Annotated in this window: 17 protein-coding genes; 11 read left to right on the plus strand and 6 right to left on the minus strand. The window is 48.7% G+C overall.

Going from position 1 to position 18731, the window contains the following annotated elements; translation table 11 throughout:
• The first annotated feature begins 123 nt into the window (after positions 1-123).
• The 9 genes from JXQ28_04660 to JXQ28_04700 all read left to right on the plus strand — a co-directional run bounded on the left by JXQ28_04660 (position 124) and on the right by JXQ28_04700 (position 10093).
• The gene (locus tag JXQ28_04660) at positions 124-2409 is read left to right on the plus strand and encodes a hypothetical protein (GenBank protein ID MBN2277018.1); all 2286 of its coding nucleotides are present in this window, start codon (positions 124-126) and stop codon (positions 2407-2409) included.
• A 284-nt stretch (positions 2410-2693) separates the two neighbouring features.
• Positions 2694-3065 (plus strand): response regulator, encoded by a 372-nt coding sequence (locus JXQ28_04665; GenBank protein ID MBN2277019.1) that lies wholly within the window; start codon positions 2694-2696, stop codon positions 3063-3065.
• A gap of 8 nt (positions 3066-3073) precedes the next feature.
• Positions 3074-3673 carry a hypothetical protein gene (locus JXQ28_04670; GenBank protein MBN2277020.1) on the plus strand — a complete coding sequence of 200 codons (600 nt, stop codon included), beginning with the start codon at positions 3074-3076 and terminating at the stop codon, positions 3671-3673.
• Between the two features lie 214 nt (positions 3674-3887).
• Entirely contained in the window at positions 3888-4826 is a 939-nt protein-coding gene (locus JXQ28_04675; GenBank protein ID MBN2277021.1) for an ATP-binding cassette domain-containing protein, read from the plus strand.
• A gap of 1 nt (position 4827) precedes the next feature.
• The gene (locus JXQ28_04680) at positions 4828-5538 is read left to right on the plus strand and encodes an ABC transporter permease subunit (protein MBN2277022.1); all 711 of its coding nucleotides are present in this window, start codon (positions 4828-4830) and stop codon (positions 5536-5538) included.
• Entirely contained in the window at positions 5538-7127 is a 1590-nt protein-coding gene (locus JXQ28_04685; protein MBN2277023.1) for a GldG family protein, read from the plus strand. Before JXQ28_04680 ends, JXQ28_04685 begins: the two co-directional genes overlap by 1 nt.
• Positions 7124-8050, plus strand: a complete 927-nt coding sequence (locus JXQ28_04690; protein MBN2277024.1) for a DUF4340 domain-containing protein — start codon at positions 7124-7126, stop codon at positions 8048-8050. Before JXQ28_04685 ends, JXQ28_04690 begins: the two co-directional genes overlap by 4 nt.
• Before the next feature lie 93 nt (positions 8051-8143).
• Entirely contained in the window at positions 8144-8431 is a 288-nt protein-coding gene (locus JXQ28_04695) for a GYD domain-containing protein (GenBank protein ID MBN2277025.1), read from the plus strand.
• A 42-nt stretch (positions 8432-8473) separates the two neighbouring features.
• Positions 8474-10093 (plus strand): transglutaminase, encoded by a 1620-nt coding sequence (locus JXQ28_04700; GenBank protein MBN2277026.1) that lies wholly within the window; start codon positions 8474-8476, stop codon positions 10091-10093.
• Positions 10094-10114: 21 nt separating this feature from the next.
• Here the strand turns inward: JXQ28_04700 and JXQ28_04705 are convergent, their stop codons facing one another.
• Entirely contained in the window at positions 10115-12199 is a 2085-nt protein-coding gene (locus JXQ28_04705; protein ID MBN2277027.1) for a hypothetical protein, read from the minus strand.
• Positions 12200-12356: 157 nt separating this feature from the next.
• Between JXQ28_04705 and JXQ28_04710 the strand changes: the two genes are divergently transcribed.
• Both JXQ28_04710 and JXQ28_04715 read left to right on the plus strand, forming a co-directional pair.
• Positions 12357-13154, plus strand: coding sequence for a SagB/ThcOx family dehydrogenase (locus JXQ28_04710; protein MBN2277028.1), 798 nt, complete (start codon positions 12357-12359; stop codon positions 13152-13154).
• Positions 13155-13202: 48 nt separating this feature from the next.
• Positions 13203-13700 carry a DUF2250 domain-containing protein gene (locus tag JXQ28_04715; GenBank protein MBN2277029.1) on the plus strand — a complete coding sequence of 166 codons (498 nt, stop codon included), beginning with the start codon at positions 13203-13205 and terminating at the stop codon, positions 13698-13700.
• Between the two features lie 6 nt (positions 13701-13706).
• Here the strand turns inward: JXQ28_04715 and JXQ28_04720 are convergent, their stop codons facing one another.
• The 5 genes from JXQ28_04720 to JXQ28_04740 all read right to left on the minus strand — a co-directional run bounded on the left by JXQ28_04720 (position 13707) and on the right by JXQ28_04740 (position 18703).
• Positions 13707-14870 (minus strand): GNAT family N-acetyltransferase/peptidase C39 family protein, encoded by a 1164-nt coding sequence (locus JXQ28_04720; GenBank protein ID MBN2277030.1) that lies wholly within the window; start codon positions 14868-14870, stop codon positions 13707-13709.
• An 8-nt stretch (positions 14871-14878) separates the two neighbouring features.
• Positions 14879-15754 (minus strand): RimK family alpha-L-glutamate ligase, encoded by an 876-nt coding sequence (locus tag JXQ28_04725; protein MBN2277031.1) that lies wholly within the window; start codon positions 15752-15754, stop codon positions 14879-14881.
• Positions 15742-16386 (minus strand): RimK-like ATPgrasp N-terminal domain-containing protein, encoded by a 645-nt coding sequence (locus tag JXQ28_04730; protein MBN2277032.1) that lies wholly within the window; start codon positions 16384-16386, stop codon positions 15742-15744. Before JXQ28_04730 ends, JXQ28_04725 begins: the two co-directional genes overlap by 13 nt.
• 39 nt (positions 16387-16425) lie before the next feature.
• Positions 16426-16629, minus strand: coding sequence for a hypothetical protein (locus JXQ28_04735; GenBank protein MBN2277033.1), 204 nt, complete (start codon positions 16627-16629; stop codon positions 16426-16428).
• Between the two features lie 331 nt (positions 16630-16960).
• Complete coding sequence (locus JXQ28_04740; GenBank protein ID MBN2277034.1) at positions 16961-18703, minus strand: TrbC/VirB2 family protein; 1743 nt, start codon at positions 18701-18703, stop codon at positions 16961-16963.
• Positions 18704-18731 lie beyond the last annotated feature (28 nt).

Below are 18731 nucleotides of genomic sequence, written 5' to 3' on the forward strand. Positions count from 1 at the left end.
TGGCCGGACTTCGGATATCACCATTCCATATTTTTGCCTTTACTTGCCTGCCCGGCCAATATAGCTTAAATCGGCAACGTAGAATATTGTTACGCTCGATAAAAAGGAAGATGGAGGATAGATTTGGCCTATTACGAGGTTAGAGATTGGATAAAAGACCTTATTGAGCCGGAAACGACAAAAGAGCCGGATTTCGATGAATACGGCGGCTTGGAGCGTGAGAGTCTGCGGCTGATGTACCGCTCCATGGTTCTGGCCAGGCGGATTGAACTCGAAGAAAAACTGCTCCTCAGAAAAGGATTATGCAAATTCGTTATCGGTTGCGGCGGCAAGGAATTGGTCGATGTCGTGGCCGCCCAGCTTCTGGAGAAAAACGATCCCCAGGTCGGCTATTACCGCAATAAAGCTTTCGATATGCATCGCGGGGTTTCCATCAAAGAAAAAATATACGAAGCCGTTGGTGACCGCCGCGGTCAGGCAACCGGTGGCATGTTACAGCCGGCTCATTCCAACTACCCCGAACTGGCCATCATGCCCCAGGCTTCACCGACCGGGTCCCATGCCCTGGAAGCGGCCGGGTTGGGTGATGCCATTCATTGCGATCTTCGCATTTCCGGCGATACCGGCTTTCCCGGCGGCCGGTTTGATTCCCTGGCCGTGGTGTACTGTTCTATTGGCGAAGGTGCTACCTCATCCCCCGAATTCGGCCGGGCGGTTTTCTATTCCGTCTTCAATCGAACCCCCAATATTTTTGCCATTTATAACTGCGGCTGGGCCATCGCTACCAGTGTTAATGAGCAGTTCCCCGAAGGCAATCCCACCACACCATATGAAGGATATCGCCGGTTCGGGCTTAAAATCGCCGATTTCGATGGCACCGATATCAAGGAATCGATCCGGGAATTACGAGGGCTGATTGATTATGTCCGCTCCGGGCAGGGGCCGGTTATTGCCAATGTCAAAGTCGTTCGTCTCGAATCCCATTCCGGTTCCGACGACCAGTCTCATTACATGGAATCGGCGATGCAGAATTACCATATCGAAAACGATCCTCTCCGTAAGGCGGCCCAGACTTTCATCGCTGATGGCGTTTTTACGATCGATGAAATCATCAAGATTTTCGATGAGGTCGACAATGAGGTCAGGCGCGTATCGAATGAGGTTACTTCCGATATTCACGAAAAGAAACCCGAGGATGTCCTTTCAAAGGTTTACAGCTATCACCCTGAAACCGCCGAAACCAGATGGCGAAAGATTATCTCGCAGAAAAAGAACCTGCGTATCGAAAAGTATAAAGAACTGGCCGCCCGGGGAATTCTGGACTCTTATAATCTCCCCGAGGACCAGCCCCCGATGACCCTTCGGAAAGCTATCAATTACTCTCTGTTTGACTTTTTTATCCTGTCCGAAGACACTCTCCTGTTCGGTCAGGACGTTGCCGATTTCCCGGTCGAAACTTTTATCAAAGGCGAAAAAGTCATCAACCATTTGAAGGGCAAGGGCGGGGTTTTTCTGGCCACCCAGAATCTTCAGCGGGCCTTCGGACCAAAAAGAATTTTCAACACTCCTCTCGATGAGGCCGGAATTCTTGGCAGAGCCATCGGCCATGCTTACCAGGGCCGGATACCATTCCCGGAAATCCAGTTTATTGATTATATGAGCCCCGGATACCAGCAGCTTAAAGACCGTATCGCCTCGGCTCATCAGCGTTCCAATGCCAGAATCAATCTCCCGATCATTATCCGAACCTCTTACGGTGGTTATAAACAGGGCGCCGGGGCCATGTGGCATTCCGAGGCCAACCTGGGAGCTTTCATAAATATCCCCGGATTGCATGTCCTGGTGCCGAGCAATGCCGCCGATGCCGCCGGATTACTCCGAACGGCTTTTGTCTGCGGCGATCCGGTCCTGCACTGCGAGGCTGTCGCTCTTTATAACCGGCGGGACTGGGAAGGATACAACATTCTGGCCAAATATCCTCCGCTTGAAGAATTAATCCCATTTGGCCGGGCGAGAATCTTCCATCCTGAGGCAACTGATGCTCTTATAATAAGTTATGGCATTCAACTGCCAATGTCGATGAAAGCCGCCGAAATTCTGGATGAATCCGGAATAAAAATCCGGGTGCTGGACTTGCGCACTGTTAAACCCATTGATTTCGAGGCGATTGATGAGGCCGTTAAAGAATGCTCCCGGGTTCTGATTGTCTCTGAGGATCGCTTTTATGGGGGCGTCGGACCCACCCTTGCGGCCCATGTCGCCGAACACCTTTTCGATTACCTGGATGCCCCGGTTAAAGTTCTACATGCCCAGGATTGCCGGGTGGCGTATGGTAAGGATGGCGATGAAATCTGCCTGCCGCAAACGTCTGACGTTGTTGAGGCAATAAAGGACCTGTTGAAATATTAGACAATCTCAGCCGGGGTGATCATATTCAAACCCCTCGGCTTTTTTATTTTATCTTTGGGTCCCAAACCCATCAAGAAAAAATCCCGGAAACCGATAATTGGTTATAGCCAAATTGAATTGTCGGATTTTTCGACAACCCGGAGGTCCAAAAGAAAACCTGATTTTACAAACAAAACCGGAAATTACCATTCTACCGGGTAAACGGAAAAACCAATTCTTGAAAAAAGGCCGGGATATTATGTCCCAGATTTACTGATTTGTATTAGAAAGTAAGGAGAGTAATCTTGGCTAAAATTCTGGTTATTGACGATTCCAGTTTTCAGCGGAAGTGGATTGCCCGGGCGGTTACCAGTCTCGGACATAAGGCCGCCGAAGCCGAAAATGGACAGCAAGGATTGACCCTTATCGACTCCGTAAAACCGGATTGCATTACGGTCGATCTCAATATGCCGGAGATGGATGGAATTGAATTTCTGGGTAATCTTAAAAACCTCAATCAGGACATTCCGGTAATTGTCATCACCTCGGATATCCAGGGCGAAACTAAAAAACAGTGCGCCCAGCTTGGAGCCGCGGCCTTTCTTAACAAACCCTTTAAAACGGACGATCTTAAGAACGCTCTGACAAATTGTCTGAAATCCACGCCAAAATTGTGAGAGACATCATGGATACAGCGCGAAAAGACTACATGGTCGAAATCATGAATATCGGCATCGGGAGAGCCTGTGTGGTTCTGAGCGAACTGGTCGGGGCCAGGGTGAATCTGACGGTCCCGGAAGTTGATATTTTCCGGGCCGGCGAAATTCACGGACAGATGGAGATTTTCAAGGATGAACGGATTATCTCCGTAACGGAGAATTTTAAGGGTAATTTACAGGGTGAGGCAATCCTGGTTCTCTCCAATTACAGCGGTTTGCTTCTAACCCATCGCCTCAACCAATACTTGAATGATACCGCCGAAATTCAATCGGGCAAAAGAGAAACAGTCACCGAAGTCGGCAATATTGTTCTCAACAGCCTGGTTGGTTCCTGGTCGGAAATTCTCAATGACCATTTTAAATTTGGTGTTCCCGAATATCTCGAATGCACTCTTTCCGAATTGCTCGACCGCCGTATTGCCGGCTCGGCCAATTCCGGCAAAGAACTTTATGCCATCTGTGCCAATACCCATTTTGATATAACCGAGTTTTTCATAATGGGCACCATAATTGCCCTTTTTGATAAATCATCGGTGGAAAATCTTTTTGGTACCAAGCTGGCTTAAGGCAAATTCCAGTCATACGTTTTTTGAAGTCATGGGATTTTATTAAATTACGTGAATTCCCTGATATTTTTAAAATTCCCCGCGGCCTGCGCGAGGATTTTTTAATTTTCGGGAACCGTTTCACATCATTCTGGTAAAATCAAATTTGAAAACTTGACAAAACAACTTATTTATATATTTTGGGTCTTCGCAATAATTAAGGCGATTTTTAGTTATGATTTCCGTCCGGGATTTAACCAAATATTACGGCGCCACAGCGGCTGTTAAAAACGTCTCCTTTGAAATAGAAAAAGGAACCGTGGTTGGTTTTCTGGGTCCCAACGGGGCCGGCAAAACAACTACCGTACGGATCATCACCAGTTACCTCTCCCCCAGCTCAGGAACAGTTCTGGTCGACAATTTCGATGTTCTGACCGACTCCCTGGAAGTTCGCAAACGAATCGGTTACCTTCCGGAAAGCGCGCCGCTTTACCTTGATATGAATACCGTTGACTATATTCGCTTTATGCAGGCCATGAGACGCGATAGCGCCGCGGCCAACGGCCAGCGGATTAATGAAGTAATCGAAATCTGCGGTCTTGAGTCGGTAACCCATAAAAAAATCGGCGAGTTGTCAAAAGGATACCGCCAGCGGGTCGGCCTGGCTCAGGCGCTGGTGCATGATCCTGAAATCCTGATTCTCGATGAACCAACGGTGGGACTCGATCCCAATCAGATTATCGAAATAAGAAACTTGATCAAAGAACTCGGCCGCAATAAAACGATTATTCTCTGCTCACATATTTTGCCCGAAGTCGAAGCCACCTGTAATCGCGTCCTGATTATCAGCGAGGGGCAAATTGTTGCCGATGGCACCCCGGACGAATTGAAAGCTTCCTTCGAGGGCAAAGACCGGATTCATGTCCAGATCAAAAATAACATCTCCGATTTTGCGGAAAAGGTCCAGACCATCGCGGGTGTGGAAAGAATAATCAACCTCCGCCGTATCACCGATAATCTGGCCGAGGTGGAAATAGAAGCTGTTAAGGATGTTGACCCCCGGGAAGATATCTTCCGGCTCTGTATCGCCAATGAAACGGTTATGCTGGGAATGTCCCGCGAGGTTACCTCTCTTGAAGATATTTTCCGCAAGCTGACCCGAAAGGAAGAATAGGATGCAACAGATACTGGTCCTGGCCAAAAAGGAATTCCGCTCCTATTTTGATTCACCCGTCGCCTATGTGGTCATCACTCTCTTCCTGTTGATTGCCGGCTGGCAGTTTGCGACCGGAATGTTTTTGAATAATACCGCCGATTTGCGCGGTCTGTTCGGCATTATTAAGTTTATTCTGCTGTTCTTTATACCGGCCCTGTCGATGCGCCTTATTTCCGAGGAAAAGAGGCTGGGGACAATCGAACTTCTGATGACCCTTCCGATCAAGGACTGGCAACTGGTGCTGGGGAAATTCCTCTCCGCCTATCTGCTGGTCGTTATTACCCTGCTGCTGACTCTGATCCACTATTTTTCGATTAACGCCCTCGGCGAGCCCGATTTCGGGGCCGCCATGGGCGGTTATATCGGTCTGTTCCTGGTGGTTGGCGTCTATCTGACCATCGGAACCTTCACCTCCAGCCTGACCCAGAATCAGATTGTGGCCTTCATTGTTTCCTTTGTGATTATATTTTTCTTTTATGTCCTGGATAAAATAATCTTCTTCTTCCCCGGTTTCGTGGCCAATCTCCTGGAATTCCTCTCCATAGACTACCATTACAACAACATGGCCCGCGGCGTGATCGACAGCCGCGATGTCTTTTACCTGTTGTCCCTGATGTTTTTGTTTCTGTTTTTAACCGTTCAATCGCTCGAAAGTAGGAAGTGGAAGTAATGGCCAGGGAAGTCAAAACCAAATCAACCGCCGGTCTGCTGATTATTATTGTTCTGGCGATTCTGGTTATTATCAACCTGATTTCCATCAACCTGTTCTCGCGAGCCGACCTGACCGACAACCAGATCTATTCCCTTTCGGACGCTTCGCGGACTCTGGTCGGGCGGCTTAACGATCGCTTGACTGTCAAGGCCTATATTACCGAGGACCTCCCGGCCCCGCATAATGGTGATGCCCGTTATCTGAAAGATCTGCTCGACGATTATAAGGCCTATTCGCATGGTTACCTCAAGTACGAATTCATCGATCCGGTTAAGGAGGACAAGGAAGATGAGGCTATGGGTTTCCGTATTCCTCCGCTTCAGTTCAATGTCTACCGGAACGATAAAACCGAATATATCAAAGGGTACAAAGGCGTCGTTCTGATTTACGGTGATCGCCAGGAAGTGATTCCCTTTATCGAAAATACCGGCAATCTCGAGTACGACCTGTCGCGAGCCATCAATAAATTGACCCTCTCCCGAATTCCGACCATCGCTTTCACCACCGGACACGAAGAACCGGATATGTCCACCGGCCTGAACTGGGCCAATCAACTGCTCCAGAAAGAATTCCGCGTTCAGTATCTTAATCTGGCCAACATGAAAACCATCCCCCCGGAGGTCGAAGTTCTCTTTATTGTCAATCCCAGAACCGCATTCAACGAATGGGAAACCTATCTGGTGGACCAGTTCCTCATGCGCGGCGGTAAACTGGCTTTCCTGATCGACAAGTTCCGGGTCGATGTCCAGAAATCCCTGGTTCTGCCGGTGGAAAGCGGGCTGGACAGTCTGATGTATCACTATGGCGTGGCCGTCCAGCAAAACCTGGTTATCGATCAGCAGTGCAAAATGGTTCCCGTCATGCGGGATATGGGCCAGTTCCAGATGCAGAGCATGGTTTATTATCCCTTTTTCCTGGCTATCACCGGGTTTAACCCGGAAAATCCGATCGTCAAGGCTCTGAAAACTTTCGAAGTACTGTTTATCAGCCCGGTTATCTTCAACCCCGATGAAACTCAGAATACCAAACAGGTTATCTTCACCAGTTCCGAACATTCCGGCATCCGCACCATCCCGGTCGATATTTCCCCGGAAAAGAAATACCAGGAAAGCGATTTTACCATGAAAAATCTCCCCCTGGGTGCCGTTATAACCGGGCAATTCGACAGCTATTTCAACGATAAATCCATCCCGGCTTTTTCAGGAGTCGATACCGTCAGTACCGATACCCTCCCGGATAAAATCGATTCTGTCGAGGATTCCCGGGTGGTGGTTATTGGCAACGGATCCTTTATCATGGATGATTACCGGCGCAATTCCACCAGTTTCGTGATTCTACTGAATATCGCCGATTGGCTTACTCAGGATAAAGGATTGATTTCCATCCGCTCCAAACAGGCCACAGCCCGATTGCTGGAAGTTACCTCCGATGGCACCAAGAAGATTGTCAAATATGTCAATATGTTTGCCATGCCCCTGGTAGTGGTTCTTTTCGGTATTTTCCGCTGGCAGTTCAAACGGGCCGGGAGGAAAAAGGCGGGCTTATGAAACGGCTTCTGATACCCCTCATAGTTCTTATCATCATCCTTATCGCCTGGCTGGTTCAAAATAGAATGGAAAACCGCCAGATGGCCGGGCGCACGGTCGAAAACTTTTTAAATCTGTCCGCTCCCGATGTCAACCGAATTGTCATTGAAAAACCCGATGACACCCTGGAATTCACCCGCGACCAGGCTTACTGGTATCTTCACGATTCTCTTCCCCGGCGGGCCGACAGTATGGCCATGAAAAATATAATAAATAATGGCGCTGGGATCGTGGTTGGTGATGTTATTTCTGAAAATCCGGAACGTCAAACGGAATTCCAGGTCGATACCGCCTCGGGTATCCTGATCCGTTTCTATCATGACGATAATCTGCTGGCCTCGGTTATTACCGGTAAACCATCGGTCGATTACGCCCATACATATGTGCGGATTCCCGGTTCCGACCAGGTCTATCTGGCCAATGGACTGATTCGTTATGTTTTTGATCGCAAACGCACCCAATGGTACGATAAAACCATTTTCTCCTTTATCCCCGGTTCCATTGCCTCGGTTGATATAGCCTATCCGGATAAAGCTTACCGCCTCTCATTCCATGATTCCCTCTGGTATATCTCCAAACAGCCCTATCAGGACAGCCTGACGGCCGACTCCATGAAGGCCGAATCATTTATCGGGGCCATTGTCCGGATCGATGCCGTTGATTTTGCCAATGCCGCCGACAGCGGCCTGATTGATTTTGCAAATCCCTCACTGATTTTGAAAGTCACCCTGACCGATGGTTCGACTCATCAGCTGACCTTCGCAAAGATCAATGCCGAGGGTAGCCGGGTTTATTGCAAAAAGCCGGAATTCGATGATATCTTCGTCGTCTATAAAAGCAAATACGCCAATTACACCCGCCAATTTGCCGACTTCATGCCCTGATTATAATCACTCTTTCCAGACCAAATATTTTACTTGGACCTCGTTTGACCCTTTCGTATATTTTTAGTAGAATCAACAAGGGGAGGTAGTCTCATGGCCACATTTATTATGGCAATGAAAATTAACCCCGGCGCCAAGAAACAACACCCTGATCTCTCGGCCCAGATTAGTGATTCGCTGGAGGTTTTCAGCCGAAATAATGTCAAGGTTGACGATCTTTATGCCACTCTCGGCCGTTTTGATTACCTGGCTGTTTTCGACGCCGTCGATCAGACAATTGCCTTTCGGGTTGCCTCCGAAATCAATAATATCGGAGTCCTGGAAACCGAAACCTGGCCGGTCATCACCTACGATGAATTCACACATCTCTTTTCCAGGTAAACCGAAAGGCCTTTTTCATTCTCTAATTTTAAGGAGGTTTGTGTGAGGTTCTATAAGTACGCCCTTTATTCATTGGCGTTATTTATCGTATTGGCCGATTGCCTCGCCAAAGCCGCTCCGGGCGATGTTGTTATTCAATTCCCGACCCCGGGAAGTTGTCCCACCGGTCTGGCCTTCGATGGTAAAAATCTCTGGCTGGCCGATCGTAAGACCGATTCCCTCTATATGATTGATCCTGGCGATGGGAATGTTGTCAAAGCCCTTGAATCTCCTGGTTTTCGAGTCGAGGGTTTAACAGCCGAAGGCGACCGACTCTGGGTGCTGGATATCGAAGAAGGGGTCGCGCTGAAATTAAATCCGGCCACGGGAATTGTTGAAAAAACCATCTATGTCCCCTGTAATTCACCCCAGGGTTTGGCCTGGGATGGGCAATATCTCTGGGTGGCTGATTATCAGGATGATAAAATTTACCGGATTTCTACCGAGGATGGGACTACCATGTCCGAAATAAAGGCGCCCTCTGGAACTCCGCAGGGATTGGCTTTTGACGGTAAATATCTCTGGGTCTCGGATCGTTTCCGCGATATGATTTACATGGTTACGCCGGATAATGGCGAGGTTGTCATGAATTTCGAATCCCCTTCCAAATACCCGAGGGGAATCGCTTACGATGGCCGCTTCCTCTGGAATGTCGATTACCAGAGCGATAGCCTCTATAAGATTGTCGTCGATGACACTTCCCTGTTCAGGCAGTTTGACGGCAAAAAGGAAATATTGGAGTACAGCCACCAGGTCCGCAACTACGGTCCCGGATCGTTAACCGACCTGGATATCTATATTGCCCTTCCCCGCGATCTTCCTTTCCAGAAATTACTCGACACCCTGGTCTTCAATCCGCCGCCGGATGATTATCGCGAGGACCAGTGGGGCCAGAAGGTAGCTCATTACCATTATCGGGATATCCCGGCCGGAGAAGTCGTTACGGTTTCAATGACCGCCCGGGCCGAATTGTACCGCACCAGGTTCTATATCCACCCCGATAAAGTCGGAAATTTAAACCAGATACCCGCGGATATAAAAAAGCTGTACCTGATCGATGGCTCCAAGTACTGGGTCGATGATGACTATATTAAGAAAACCGCCGAAAGCATTGTCGGCGACGAGACCAACTGCTACTGGATTGCCCGCCGGATTTTCAATTATCTGATCGCCAATATGAAATATGAGCTGGCCGGGGGATGGAATGTCGCTCCGACTGTTCTCAAACGCGGTAATGGTTCCTGCTCGGAGTACAGCTTCGTCTATATCGCCCTGTGCCGCGCCGCCGGTCTCCCGGCCCGTTACGCCGGCTCGGTGGTTATTCGTGGTGATGATGCTTCGACCGATGATGTCTTTCATCGATGGGTCGAGGTGTACCTGCCCAACTATGGCTGGATTCCCATTGATCCCTCCGGCGGCGACAGCGATTCTCCGGCCAATCAGGCTTCGGCCATCGGCTACCTCGATAATCGGTTCCTGATTACGACCATCGGCGGCGGAGGTTCGGAGTTTCTCGAATGGAATTACAATTCCAATGAAATATGGCAGTCTCGGGGACCATGCAAAATTGTCACCGAGCATATCGGTGAATGGTCACCCCTTCCCGATAGCAGCGGCAATTGAGAGAACCAACATTACAATTAATTACCGCCGGCGGTTGACCAGACTGTCGGCATGCCTTTTAGCATACTCGATATCCTTTTCGATATAGGGGTTGCGCTCTGTTGCCAGGCCAAAATAACGATCGGCCTCCTTTAAAAATTGCGGAGTGCCATTGGTCAGGTAAAACAGGTAATTGGCCCGGCCTTTATCGAAATAAGTCGAAAAATCGTCGGGATATAAAGCAATCAGCCGATCGATCATGGAAAATCCGCTGGAAACCGCCCCTTTCGCCATATAATAATTTCCAAGAAGTTTCAAACCGGCTTTGCTTTTCGGGTGAACTGCATAAAATCTTGAGGTATAATAATAAATACTGTCGGGATCACCCGCCCGAATATAAAATTCCTGGGCTTTTTCATAGTCGGTCAACTCATAGTGACATCCCGGCGGCGATGGCACAGCGCCGTAAACCCGAATCAGACTCAATTCGATATCCCGTATCCAGTACTGGGCAACCCGTGATGATTTCAGCAGATAAGGATAATCCCCCACCGCCTTGTCCCAGTTACTGATATCCATTGCCAGATGCGTGATAGGAAAACGAGCAAACAGGTCCGGTTCCTTGTTGGCCAGTCCGAACATATAAACGAAAGACTTTAAATTATTGTCGATGGTCACCGCCTGGGCGTATGGTCCCGCTATCACCGCCCCATCCCCTGCATACCGAGCCACATCCTCGCCCGCCTGTTTCAGGCAATAACTTTTCGTTTCATACCAGCGACCCAGCCACCAACCCTGCTGTATCACGGCCAGAATTATCAAAATCATAAAAAGGTAATTGCGGAAAAACAATCCCCGGAGAGTTATATTCCGGCGCCATAGAATCAATCCGGTCGATAATACCGCCGGAATAAATAAATACCAGCAGACGGTATACTCCAATAATGTTCCGTCAAGACGAAGATAAATAGTCACCGCCGCCTGAACTATCAGATACCAGATTAGAAGCAACGTAAAAACGGCCCTTAACCAGCCGGTTTTGGCCACGGATGGTTTTTCATCTGATCGAGTTGCCATCGAGGAGATAATCCCGGCCAGCGGTAGAAGTAAAAAAAGTTGATATCGGAGCGGCCGGTAATTGACCACCATCAGCAGGAAGAAACCGGCCAGAAACCAGCCGAGATTGAAGCACAAGGCTCTATCGGCCCGAAGGCGGGCTTTCAAATTGGTACTAAATATCAGCCCCAGAATCGATAACAATCCCAATGTCAGGAAAAACGGTGAGAAATTAAAAAACCGGGAATCGCCAGCGAAGGTGACGTACCGTTCCAGAAAATTCAGGGGCGATTTCAACGAATCGGGAAAACCATACATCCCGACCGTCTGTTCACTCAGATAATTATAAACCACGCCAATAGCACTGCCGTAGAATAAAACCGAAATTACTGCCAGAGATATGATCAGACTGATAAGAAACACACCTAATTCCCTGAAAAATTCCTGCCGGTTCTCGACCAGTATAACCAGTCCGATCGGCACGGCCAGAACAAACGCAAACAGCTTGCCCGATATTATGGCCAGAGCCAGGATAAATCCGGCGATTGGTATTACCCGGCGCTGCGGATAATATCGCTGAAATATCATGTATAGCAATCCGCAGAATAAAATCATGCCGTTTTCCAGAAAAGGATACCGGCCATAGACCATTAAGGTCATATTGGTTAATAAAAGAATCGCCGTGATAAAGGCCGCCCGGCGCGAATGCCGGCTTTGCCCGGCGATATAAAACCCCAGTCCGGCCAGACTGAGAATCACTGCCGAGAGATTGGCCGTAATTCGCGAGACACCCCCTGCCATAAATGACAGATATGCAAATATCGATGAGAGCGAGTATTTAAAAACAATCCAGCGGTCATAACCGAATATATCCCACTCCCCAAAAAGAATCTTATTGCGGGCATAATAAATAACATTGTATGGATCAGTCAGAAGGGCCTGTCCGGTATTGTAAAAATAAGGCGGCGGATCAGCATCGAGCCATAAAAACCGGATCGCCACTGCCAGCCCGATTATTATTCCCCCGGCAATTAAAGTCGCTTTGTTTATGTATGGCCGGAATATTTTCATATATCAGAACCGAAGTAGACCTGTAATATTTCGATGGAACTTGTGGTCATTAAAATTCTCTTGTATATTATGCTCAGGTTGAATTGAATTTATGATATTTACCATAAAAAATCAAGGTGCATGACAAATTACCTTTGATGATCAGGGGGGGCATTTTATGCGTTTCTCAAGTTGTCTTTTAAATATGGCCATATTTCTTCTATCGATCGGACTTAAAGCGGAGGATGATAGTACCATGTCAATTGGTGAACGTTTTCATTATGAAACCGGTTTCGGGGATGATGGTTCCAAAGCCGTAAACCCGAGCTGGGGAGAAAATATTCCCCTTTACAAGGAATATCCGGACGCGACCAGAATCAAGTTGCCTCATCCCGCAGATAACAACCTGTCGGTTGAAAAAGCCATCGCCATCCGCCGTTCAATTCGCTCCTTTAAGGAAAAACCGTTAAGTTTAAACCAGATTTCACAAATATTGCAGTCGGCCGATGGCCTTACCCACGATTTGAACGGCCTCGCGCTCCGGTCCGCCCCGTCCGGCGGCGCCCTTAACCCGATAGATATTTATCTGGCGGTAACATCTGTCGATTCGCTGGCTCCGGGTCTGTACCATTACCGGGTCTCCGACAGTAGCCTGGAACTGATAAAAACCGGCGCCCCGGGTGATTCCCTGCTTAATGCCGCCTTTCGGCAGGAAGTCGTTAAAAACGGTCGGGTAGGCCTTATCCTGACCGCCCGTTTCGACCGTTCCACCCGGAAATATTCCGATCGGGGATACCGCTATACGTACATCGAGGCCGGTGCCATATGCGAAAATATAAGCCTCCAGGTTGTCTCTCTCGGTTTGGGAACTACCGTGGTCGGAGCCTTCAACGATGACGCCTTGAACCGCTTTCTGGACATTGATGGGCGATCCGAGGCGGCCCTGTTGATAATGCCGATCGGCTATCCCGAATAAGTATCTCCGGAGGCTTGACGATTCCGGCCGAATGGGATAAATTTAATTATGCCTCGACTCAAAGATGATTATATTCTGGCCAATTGCTGTAACCCCGAACCCGGCGAGACTATCATTGGTTATTACAGCCATAATAATATCCTCAAGGTCCACAAAGCGGATTGCGCCAACCTGAAAAAAGCCGATCCCGAGCGTCTGGTGCCACTGGAATGGAACGACATTATAGCTCCCAATGAGTTTCAGCCCGATGATGATTACCATCTTCTCGAGGAAATCGATTTCAAGATCCTTCAGCATCATAAAATTTACGGTGTCGACTATTCCCTTAAAATCGCCGCGATGCATCACCTGACCAGACAATCGGTCTTCGATTGCCATACCAGATTGCGGGAAATGAAACTACTCGAACGGGTGCCGGAATTGATGATGCGCTACCGCAAGGGAATCGTGGACAATAAATGGATCAAACACCGCAACCACACCTATTATCGCCTGACCGATAAAGGCCGCGATTATCTCGAATTTTATCTTATGACAAAGGAATAAGAAATCCTACGATGTCTTCACCAGACTCAGATCGGTACCATCCATGGCCGCCGTCGGTTTGCCCTCGGGCGGACCGATAAAAAGGACACTCTTATACAAATCCCGTCCATAGCGACGCATCTGCCTGAATTCCGCCAGCGGTATTTTCACATTTCTGGCCAAATCTTTCTCGTCTTCATAGAACTTCTCATACGGATCGTGAAAATAAACGTTCTCGGCATCGTAACCGGTAATCACCACCCAGTGCGGAGCCCGGTCGCCATGCAGGTGGTAGGTGCTGATCAGGACAATCGGCAGCCATCCTTTTTTCATCTCCTCGACAATTTCATCAAAACTGAAATTATGATAATCGACCATAACTCCGTAAGTTTCTGCCTTGGCCCGAAAATCCTTATGAATCAGCCGGATCACTTTCCGCTTTTCGGGATTCCTTACTGATGAGAAAAACGGGGTCTGCTCTCGGGACATAATCACCTTGACCGGGAACCCCCGCCGTTTGGCGGCCAGCGCCAGACCGAATGGGCCGGTCCCCCCGAAACCCGAGGTCATATAAATCAGCGTTGCTTCCTTCCAGAGAATCATCTCATGAAGACGCCCCAGACCCGGTTCCGGTTTGAAATATTTGAAGGCCATCATCAGGCAGGCCGGACCGCAGGAAAATTCCTCGGTCTGAGCATAGTACGGCACCTTGAGTTTCATCTCCGCCGGGGACCACGGATTCAAATCTTTGAGCATCTTCAATGCCGGGCTGTGATCCGAATAATAATCCTTGATTGTCACCAATGTCCGGTAACCGTGCTTTTCATAAAAGACTATGGCCGCCCTATTATCCGTCCGGACCTCCAGCGATATCCCCCGCCGCTTTTTCCTGACCGCTTCCAGCTCGCATTTCTCCAGAAGCAATTTGGCCAGGCCCTTTCCCTGAAAGACCGGGTCGATGATAATATCGTACAGCCTCCCCACCGAAACTTTCTTTCGCCAGAGCATAATAGCCATCCCGGCCACCTGTTTCTGATACTCCAGGATAAAAATCGAACACCGCCCTTTTTTCAGCAAATATCGGAATTGCCGTTTTTTAAACCGGTCGCTTTTAAAAGCCTTTTCTTCCAGCTCGACCAGGCGTTCGAGATCGCCGGAAACAGCCTCGCGGATCAATGTCTCGGATGTCATGATATTATCTAATCCAGCAAATAGCGGATGATCGCTTCATAAATATGGGGCGCCTTCTGGTCCTCATCCCCGGAGTATATGGTCGGGTTGTCGTTCACCTCGATAACCACGAAATCGCCGCCCACCTGCTTGAGATCAACCCCGTACATACCCCTGCCGATAGCCGCCCCGGCCCGGCAGGCGGTCTCCAGAAGACGCGGGTCCACCTCGCCCAGGTCATAACTTTTAACCGTCCCCTCGATCGTCCGACCGTCGATGGTATAAGTCAGGATTTTCCAGCGTCGTTTGGGAATCCGGTACTGGCAGACATAAAGCGGTTTACCGCCCAGCACCCCCACCCTCCAGTCGAACTCCGAGGGCGTGAATTTCTGGACCACAATCCGGTCAGACCGCCGGAAAAACCGCGTCCCCATCTTGATAAACTCCCTGGGACTGCCGACCTTCTCGACATACATCGAAAAACTGCTGTTAGGTGCCTTGAGAACCAGCGGATTCCCCATTTCCTCGAGGAATCGGGCCCCTGTCTGCAGGGTCAAATCATCCTCATCAAGAAACCGTGTCTCCGGCATCGGCACCCCGGCCTTAATCAAATGCTGGTACATATTAACCTTATCGCAACATATCATAATCGAATCCGGATCATCGATCACCCTCAGCCCATTCATCTCGGCCATACGCGAGGCCACATAGGCTGAATTGAGCGGATCGGTCAGCGAACGGATAAAAATAGCATCGAACTGAGGTATCTTATACATATCCGGGCGAAAAATATAATCGGTCCGGTGGCCCAGTTTCCGGGAGACCTGCCCCAGACGCATCAACGCTTCCATCTCGCCTGAACTGGAGATGGTATATCGTTCCACATAAATGCCTATTCTTCCCATGTCACCTTCTCCTCGATATAATCCAGCTCCCGACCGCTCAGTTTATCGATGGGAAGCTGGGAGATATCGCTGAAAAGAATATTGCCGTTGGGTTGGGTGATAACCCGCACTTTGGCCAGCGGGATATGGAACACCTTCCAGAGAACCACCGCCGCCTCGCGAAACCGGGCCGATACCGTCCAGCCCAGAATCGAACGAAAATGCTTGACCTCGCCGCCGGGGGGAATTTCCTGACAGCAGACGGCGTATGTAAAATTGCGGGTAATCGAACGGGAAATGGTCTCGTGATGGCCCGGTTTGATCACTGTCCGGCTTTTTACCATAAAAGGGTTGATCGGGTCAAGCACCACCGGCGGCTCGAAATAACCGTTGCTGATATAATATTCCGGTACCGGAAGCGAGGCCAGTTTAGCCTTTTCGAGAAACAGCGGGGTGACATAGGCGTCAAGCATCTCTTTGCAGGTCGGGTATATCTTTTTGCCCTCCCGCTCCAGGTCCATGGAGACATAGTAGGGCAGTTCCAGATAATCATAACTGCCCGCCAGGTTGACAAAACATTCTTCCGGTTTATAGTAAGCCAGATACTTATTGGCTTTGGCCCGGGCAAGTCGCTTAATACTTTTCGGCGTCATAGGATTTTAATAATTCCTCTTGTATTTATATCAAGCCATTTACGCAATATCACCGGCTGATTGGAAGCAAATTAATCCTATTAAAAATCCAATGGCAAGGAGAATTAAATATATTTCCCAGCCTTCCGCCGCCCCTTTCGCCCCCATTCCCATACCATTTCCTATCATTCCACTTTTTTTATTGCTCCTCCCTTTTTTAGCACTCTTCCTTTTTTCCGTAATTCCCGCCCCTTTCTTTGCCATTCCCGCCCCCTTTTAATGTCATTCCCGAGCAATCGGGAATCCAGTCTTGTGGGTCGAAACCCCTGCCGAAGGTCCGAAGCGAAGGACGTTCAGATGTATAAAAGCCAAACTGGCATATTGCGATTTTAAAGTCCCCTCTTGAGAGGGGATTTAGGGATGTGTAAAGACTTGTAGGACAACCTACAAAAACTCAAATCTGGTAATATTGAAAGATCGACCGGTACCTCACTGCCTACCCTAAGCAAATTAAAATATGACATCCTACGGCAAGCCGTGAGATACCTGATTTATCCAGCATCCCCGAAAAGACAAAAATAACTTCCCGCCTGGATTATTTCGATTCCCGTGCAAACCGTCGATAATACATATACAAAACCGATAGCAGTAGAATTACTATTAGCGAAACAACTCCCCAGTTCGTCAATGCCGGGACTCTTTTGGCCAGACCATAATCATCGATGGCTATAACATTAACATCTCCGGTAAAAGGCGAGTCGGAAACAAAGCCGAGACCCGAATCTATCGTCAAAGGAGTTGTGCTGAAAATATAACCGGGTAATTCGGTGACAAAACCGCCCAAAGCGCCAAACTCCCCGCAGTCACATCCGCAATCCGGATCAGCCCAACCCGTGTAGTCGCTAAGGATCACCCCAACGTACAGAGTATCCTTATCATCAATTTGGCTGTCACCATTTACATCCGCTTCAAACATGGGACAACTGAAAGGAGAACCTTCAGGAACATTTTCGATAACCCAGGAATTAAGGTATATCAAATCCGGATCGGCCAGAGTTGCCAGCTGGAATAATCCTCCGACAGCCCTCCCCTTTTGAAGACGTTTCTGTGACTGGGTGGAATAATTCGCCCCTGCCGGTGCATTTACATTTACAGGTTGCACCAGATCTTCATCCGAGGCATTCGTATATGTCACAACAACCGGTGAAGGAGGCTCAATTAACGTCAAAGTGCCACTCTCAATTTTATAGAAATTGACTGTAATCTGAATTTGTGTATTTTTCTTGATACAAATAGACTTATTTACATCTGCCGTAACGGCCTTTTGGTCCGCTAAAACGGAACCTCCGAAAACCGCAACCGTAAAAATGATAATAGTCGCGGCGGTCATTTTTCGTAATATCCTCTTTCTCATTAAAAACATAGCAACACCTATAAGAATAATTGTTAGAACCAGAATCGCCCAATTGGATAATAATGGAACCGGCATAAAACGCCGTGCAAGATAGACTTCGAGTTCCCGGTCATCCTGATAAAAATCGATTGCCGGATCACTCATATCCGCGAAATATGCCACGACACCGTTATAGACTACCATCTGGGGTGGTAAACCAATCACCGATTCGCCGGCCATCACGCCATAGCCAACGGGATTAACCGAATCCCACCAGGCCGGCGGAGCCACTGAAACCATCGTCGGCAAATGGCTGGCCAGTTCATCGATTTCACCCTGCGTGTTCAGTAGAGTAAACGGTCCCGAAATTCCGGAATACATCAATCTCGTTATTTTAACTTCATCTTCATTAACACAGGGATTGAACTGACGGAAGGTCGGTCCTTCAGGACGTACACAAAAATATCCGCAGAATGTATCATAATCTCCTCTTGCCGGGGCGTTTCTGGGATCAAATGGTCTTGAGCCATCGTCTCCCCTGTCGGTGGCAGGTAATCCGCCGTGCTTTTGTGACCATGTCCCATCGCCGTTTTTGCGGTACCAGTGAAAATCTTTGATACCGCAACTGGCATCCGAATCATAGGCAAACGCCACCAAATGCCAGCCTTCGGGACATGTCGGTTCGGGATCTCCTTCATTCCAGACAACGCGAACCAGATTGTCATCGTGAGCGCCATTTGCTATTTTGTCACAACCTTCAAGATCCGATAGGCTTCCCGGCTGGGCAAAATCCCGCCATGCGGAATTTACGGCGTAGTTATAGCAGTTATAGCAATTGGAACGCCAGTCGGGATTATTCAGGTCGGCATCATCAGGCGGTACTATCATGGCCATGGCACACATGGACAGACCGAATAGAAGAACAATTAACAGGATTTTGCTCATTTTTACCTCCTCATTTGGCAACGTACAA

The organism is Candidatus Zixiibacteriota bacterium (assembly GCA_016933955.1).
In the GTDB taxonomy this organism is placed as follows: Bacteria; Zixibacteria; MSB-5A5; order GN15; family PGXB01; genus JAFGTT01.